This window comes from Kitasatospora sp. NPDC091257, assembly GCF_044757675.1.
Classification (GTDB): Bacteria; Actinomycetota; Actinomycetes; order Streptomycetales; family Streptomycetaceae; genus Kitasatospora; species Kitasatospora lactacystinica.
This window is the reverse complement of sequence record NZ_JBIVVI010000692.1, coordinates 1-4954: the sequence shown is the minus strand read 5'-3', so window position 1 is coordinate 4954 and position 4954 is coordinate 1. Positions and strand designations below refer to the sequence as shown.

The 4954-nt window shown below is 68.2% G+C and carries 5 protein-coding genes; all 5 read right to left on the bottom strand.

Features of this window, described 5'->3' with window-relative positions:
• Positions 1 to 42: 42 nt before the first annotated feature.
• Positions 43 to 414 (bottom strand): GntR family transcriptional regulator, encoded by a 372-nt coding sequence (locus ACIQOV_RS27450; protein ID WP_401052947.1) that lies wholly within the window; start codon positions 412 to 414, stop codon positions 43 to 45.
• A gap of 118 nt (positions 415 to 532) precedes the next feature.
• Positions 533 to 2194: a ubiquinol-cytochrome c reductase cytochrome b subunit gene (locus ACIQOV_RS27445; RefSeq protein ID WP_359897054.1), complete on the bottom strand. Its 1662-nt coding sequence runs from the start codon at positions 2192 to 2194 to the stop codon at positions 533 to 535.
• Positions 2191 to 3243, bottom strand: coding sequence for a Rieske 2Fe-2S domain-containing protein (locus tag ACIQOV_RS27440; protein WP_380545985.1), 1053 nt, complete (start codon positions 3241 to 3243; stop codon positions 2191 to 2193). The genes ACIQOV_RS27445 and ACIQOV_RS27440 overlap by 4 nt, the downstream gene beginning before the upstream one ends.
• 8 nt (positions 3244 to 3251) lie before the next feature.
• Complete coding sequence (locus tag ACIQOV_RS27435) at positions 3252 to 4061, bottom strand: c-type cytochrome (RefSeq protein ID WP_359897057.1); 810 nt, start codon at positions 4059 to 4061, stop codon at positions 3252 to 3254.
• Between the two features lie 187 nt (positions 4062 to 4248).
• Complete coding sequence (locus ACIQOV_RS27430) at positions 4249 to 4869, bottom strand: heme-copper oxidase subunit III (protein WP_049651835.1); 621 nt, start codon at positions 4867 to 4869, stop codon at positions 4249 to 4251.
• Between the last annotated feature and the right edge of the window lie 85 nt (positions 4870 to 4954).

The window sequence follows — 4954 nt, the reverse complement described above, 5'->3', positions numbered from 1 at the left end:
GGATGATCCGCCCCGACCTCTGACGGGCCCCTCCCGGGCCCGTCAGCCCTCCGGGAAGGCCAGCCGCAGAGCGGTGTCCACGGCGGCCAGGGCATCCGAGCGGGAGACGCCCAGGCGGCTCGCCCGGGCGGCGAACTCGGCGGCGGCCTCGGCGGTCAGCCGGTGGGCGGCGTCCCCGGTGGCGGCGATCAGCGTGCCGCGCCGGCCGTGGGTCTCCACCACGCCGTCCGCCTCCAGCTCGCGGTAGGCCCGGGCGACGGTGCCGGCGGCCAGCCCCAGCTCCTCGGCCAGGGCCCGGACGGTGGGCAGCCGCAGCCCGGTCGGCAGCTCGCCGGAGCGGGCCCGGTCGGCGATCTGGGTGCGGATCTGCTCGTACGGGGGAGTGGCCGAGGCGGGGTCGACGGACAGCTGCACAGGGGCTCCTGGTGGCGCGGCGGGCGGGTACGGGAAAGCCGCCGGACACGCCCGAGGGCCGCCGACCAGAAGAACTCTGGTCAGCGGCCCTCGGGGTGGCGCGGTGGCGCTTACGGGATCAGTGGTGGCCGTGGCCGCTGGTGATCTCGTGGTGCTCCTCGGCGGTCGGCTTGGGGATCTGGCTGCCCTCGCCGTAGAAGCCGCGGGAGAGCTTGGCCCGGGTGCGGGTGAGGACGCCGGCCTTGCGGGCCACGCCGTTCTCGTCCGTCTGGGCCGGCAGCTCGACCGGCTGGTTCTGGTCGTGCGCGGTGAGCTTGAACAGGTCCTTCTGCGGCAGCTGGGCGTGCACCTCGATGAACTCGCCGTGCGGCAGGCGCTTGATGACGCCCGTCTCGCGGCCGTGCAGCACCTTCTCCTTGTCACGGCGCTGGAGGCCGAGGCACCAGCGCTTGGTGATGATGAAGACGACGACCGGGACGACGAAGAAGCCGACGCGGACGAAGTAGGTGATCGAGTTGATCGACAGGTGCAGGTGGGTGGCGAACAGGTCGTTGCCACCACCCATCAGCAGCACCAGGTAGAGGCTGATCCAGGCGGCACCCAGGGCGGTGCGGACCGGAGCGTTGCGCGGGCGGTCCAGGATGTGGTGCTCGCGCTTGTCGCCGGTGATCCAGCTCTCGATGAACGGGTAGACCGCGATCGAGACCAGGACCAGCGGGAAGATCGCCAGCGGGATCATGACGCCCAGGTTGAGGGTGTGACCGCCCCAGACGCTGATCTCCCAGCCCGGCATGACACGGATCAGACCCTCGGAGAAGCCCATGTACCAGTCGGGCTGGGCGTCCGTGGAGACCTGGTCCGGACGGTACGGGCCGTACGCCCAGATCGGGTTGATCGTGGCGATCGCCGAGACGACGGCGATGAGGCCGAACACCAGGAAGAAGAAGCCACCGGCCTTGGCCATGTAGACCGGCATCAGCGGCATGCCGACGACGTTCTTCTCGGTCTTGCCCGGGCCCGCCCACTGGGTGTGCTTGTGGTAGAAGACCAGGATCAGGTGCGCCACCAGCAGGCCGAGCATGATGCCCGGGATCAGCAGCACGTGGATGGTGAAGAAGCGCGGCACGATGTCGTGGCCGGGGAACTCGCCCCCGAACAGGAACATCTGGACGTAGGTGCCGATCAGCGGGACGGCGAGGATCGCGCCTTCCATGAAGCGGATACCGGTGCCCGACAGCAGGTCGTCCGGCAGGGAGTAGCCGAAGAAGCCGTCGAACATGCCCAGGACCAGCAGCAGGAAGCCGAAGACCCAGTTGATCTCACGCGGCTTGCGGAACGCGCCGGTGAAGAACACGCGCATCATGTGCACGAGCATCGCGGCCACGAAGACCAGGGCGGCCCAGTGGTGGATCTGACGGATCAGCAGACCGCCGCGGACCTCGAAGCTGATGTCCACCGTGGAGGCGTAGGCCTCCGACATCGGGATGCCCTTGAGTGGCACGTACGAGCCGTCGTAGACGACCTCGGCCATCGAGGGCTTGAAGAACAGCGTCAGGTAGACGCCGGTCAGGATGATGATGACGAACGTGTAGAGGCAGATCTCGCCCAGCATGAAGGACCAGTGGTCCGGGAAGATCTTCCGCAGGTTGGCCTTGGCGAGGGAGTAGATCCCCAGCCGGCCGTCCGTCCAGTCAGCCGCGGCTTCCCACTTGTTGGCGGGCTTTTCACGCGTGCTGGAGGGCTTGGCGGCACCGGTCGTGGTGCTGCTCGCGCTACTCATCGAGCACGCTCCCAGTAGCTCGGGCCGACGGGCTCCGCGAAGTCGCCGGTGGCGACCAGGTTGCCCTTCTCGTCAGTGATGATCTTCAGCTGCGGCAGCGGGTGACCGGCCGGGCCGAAGATGACGCGGGCGCCGTCCGCCAGGTCGAAGGTCGACTGGTGGCAGGGGCAGAGCGCGTGGTGGGTCTGCTGCTCGTACAGGCTGATCGGGCAGCCGACGTGGGTGCAGATCTTGGAGTAGGCGAGGATGCCCTCGAAGCCGAGCTCCTTGGACTTCTCGTCCTTGATGTCCTCGGGCGCGATGCGGACCAGCATCAGGGCGTCCTTGGCGATCCGCTGCTGGAAGTCCTCGCTGTGCGTGGACAGGCCCTCCGGCATGGCGAAGGTGAGCGAGCCGATGACGATGTCCTCGGGCTTCATCGGCTGCAGCGTGTTCATGTTGATCAGCGGCAGCGGCTTGGCCTCGGTCGCCTCCTTCCAACCGGTCTCCTTGAGCTTCTTCTCGGGAAGCGGGCCAAGGTCACGGAGCAGGACCACGCCGGAGAGCGGGACCAGCGCCATGGAGCCGATCAGGGTGTTGCGGATCATCTTGCGGCGGCCGAAGCCGGACTCGGCGGCGCCGGTCTTGAACTGCTCGATGACGTCCGCGCGGACCTCGTCGGACGCCTCGATCGGGTGACGCTCGGCCGGCAGCTCGACGTCCGACATCAGGGTGCGGGCCCAGTGGACCGCGCCCGCGCCGATCATGAACAGCGCGATACCCAGGGTCAGGCCGAGCGCGAAGTTCAGCGCGCTGACGTGACCGAGCGGGAAGATGTAGACGATCTTGTCCGGGTCGATGGCCACGTACGAGGCGATGAAGCCCACGGTGGCGAGCATCGAGATCACGAACATCAGCGAGACCTGGCGCTCGGCGCGCTGGGCGGCCCGCTCGTCGATGTCGGTGCGCCGGGGCTCGTGGGCCGGCAGGCCCGGGTCGGCGAACGGGCTGCCGTGGTCGGCCACCTCGCCGGCGGAGCCGTGCGGCTCCGGGAGCTTCTCTTCTGACATGTCGTGGCTCATGACTTCTTGGCCTTGGTGGTGTGGGCGGCGACCCAGATCGCGACCGCGATGAGCGTGCCGAGGCCGAAGATCCAGCCGAACAGACCCTCGGTCACCGGACCGAGGCTGCCCAGGGTGAGACCGCCGGGGTTGGGCTCATCGTTGGTGGTGTGGCGGACGAAGGCCACGATCTGCTTCTTCTGCTCCTCGGGCATGGTGGTGTCCGGGAACGACGGCATGTTCTGCGGGCCGGTCTGCATGGCCTCGTAGATGTGCTTGGCGTCCACGCCCTCGAGCGACGGGGCGTACTTGCCCTTGGTCAGGGCACCACCCTGGCCGGCGAAGTTGTGGCACTGGGCGCAGTTGGTGCGGAACAGCTCGCCACCCTTGGAGATGTCCTCGGGGTTGGTCGAGGTGAACTGCTCCTCCGTCGGGGTCACCGGGCCGGGACCGAGGGAGGCGACGTAGGCGGCGAGCTGGTCGATCTCGGCCTGCGAGTAGATGTTCTTCTTGCGCGGGACCTGGGCGCCGGGCTGCTGGGCCGGCATGCGGCCGGTGCCGACCTGGAAGTCGACGGCGGCGGAGCCGACGCCGACCAGGCTCGGACCGTCACTGCTGCCCTGGCCGTTCATGCCGTGGCAGGAGGAGCAGCCGACGGCGAAGAGCTTCTTGCCCTCATCGATCGCGAGCGACTGCGCGGCGACGTCGGCCTGCGCCTTGTCGGCGGGCGCGAACGCGGCGTACAGCCCCCCGGTTGCCGCCAGGGCGAGAAGTAGGACGACCAGCGCCGCCAATGGGTGGCGCCGTCGTGCGGAGAGCTTTTTCACGGAATAACCCCGGTGTCAGGATCTGGTCGACTGGTGGGTGCACCCGGCGGCCGGTCTGGCCGGCACGAGGCTGCCTGTCTAGGGCTGCGCGCGCGGTCGGTCGGTGGGAGCGTCGGCACCGGCAGAAGCGGCCCGTCGCCGGTGAGGGCGGGGGCCGCAGCCGGTGGCCAGCGACCTGATCAGCTGGTTACTTGATCAGGTAGATGGTCGCGAACAGGCCGATCCACACGACGTCGACGAAGTGCCAGTAGTACGACACGACGATCGCCGCGGTGGCCTGCTCGTGCGTGAAGCGCTTGGCTGCGTACGTCCGTCCCAGGACCAGCAGGAAGGCGATCAGACCACCCGTCACGTGCAGCCCGTGGAAGCCGGTGGTCAGGTAGAACACCGTGCCGTACGGGTCGGAGGACAGCGACAGGCCGTCCTTCTTGACCAGCTCGGTGTACTCGAAGACCTGGCCGCCGATGAAGACCGCGCCCATGGCGAACGTGAGGATGAACCACGCCCGGAGCTTCTTCACGTCACCGCGCTCGGCAGCGAACACGCCGAGCTGGCAGGTGAGCGAGGAGAGCACCAGGATCGTGGTGTTGACCGAGGAGAAGGGCACGTTGAGGGCGTGGGCCTTCTCGGTCCAGAACTCCGGCCCCTTGACGGAGCGGAGCGTGAAGTACATCGCGAAGAGGGCCGCGAAGAACATCAACTCGGAACTGAGCCAGACGATCGTTCCGACGCTGACCATGTTCGGCCGGTTGACCGATCCGTGCGCGTGCCCGGTTTCTACTGCTGTTGCTGTCGCCACGACGGACATTATGTCGGTCCCTTATTCCGTCTTCACGTCGGGGGGTGTCCCTCGGAGTGTCCGGTGCGTGCGGTATGCCCCCTTGGGGGGTGCC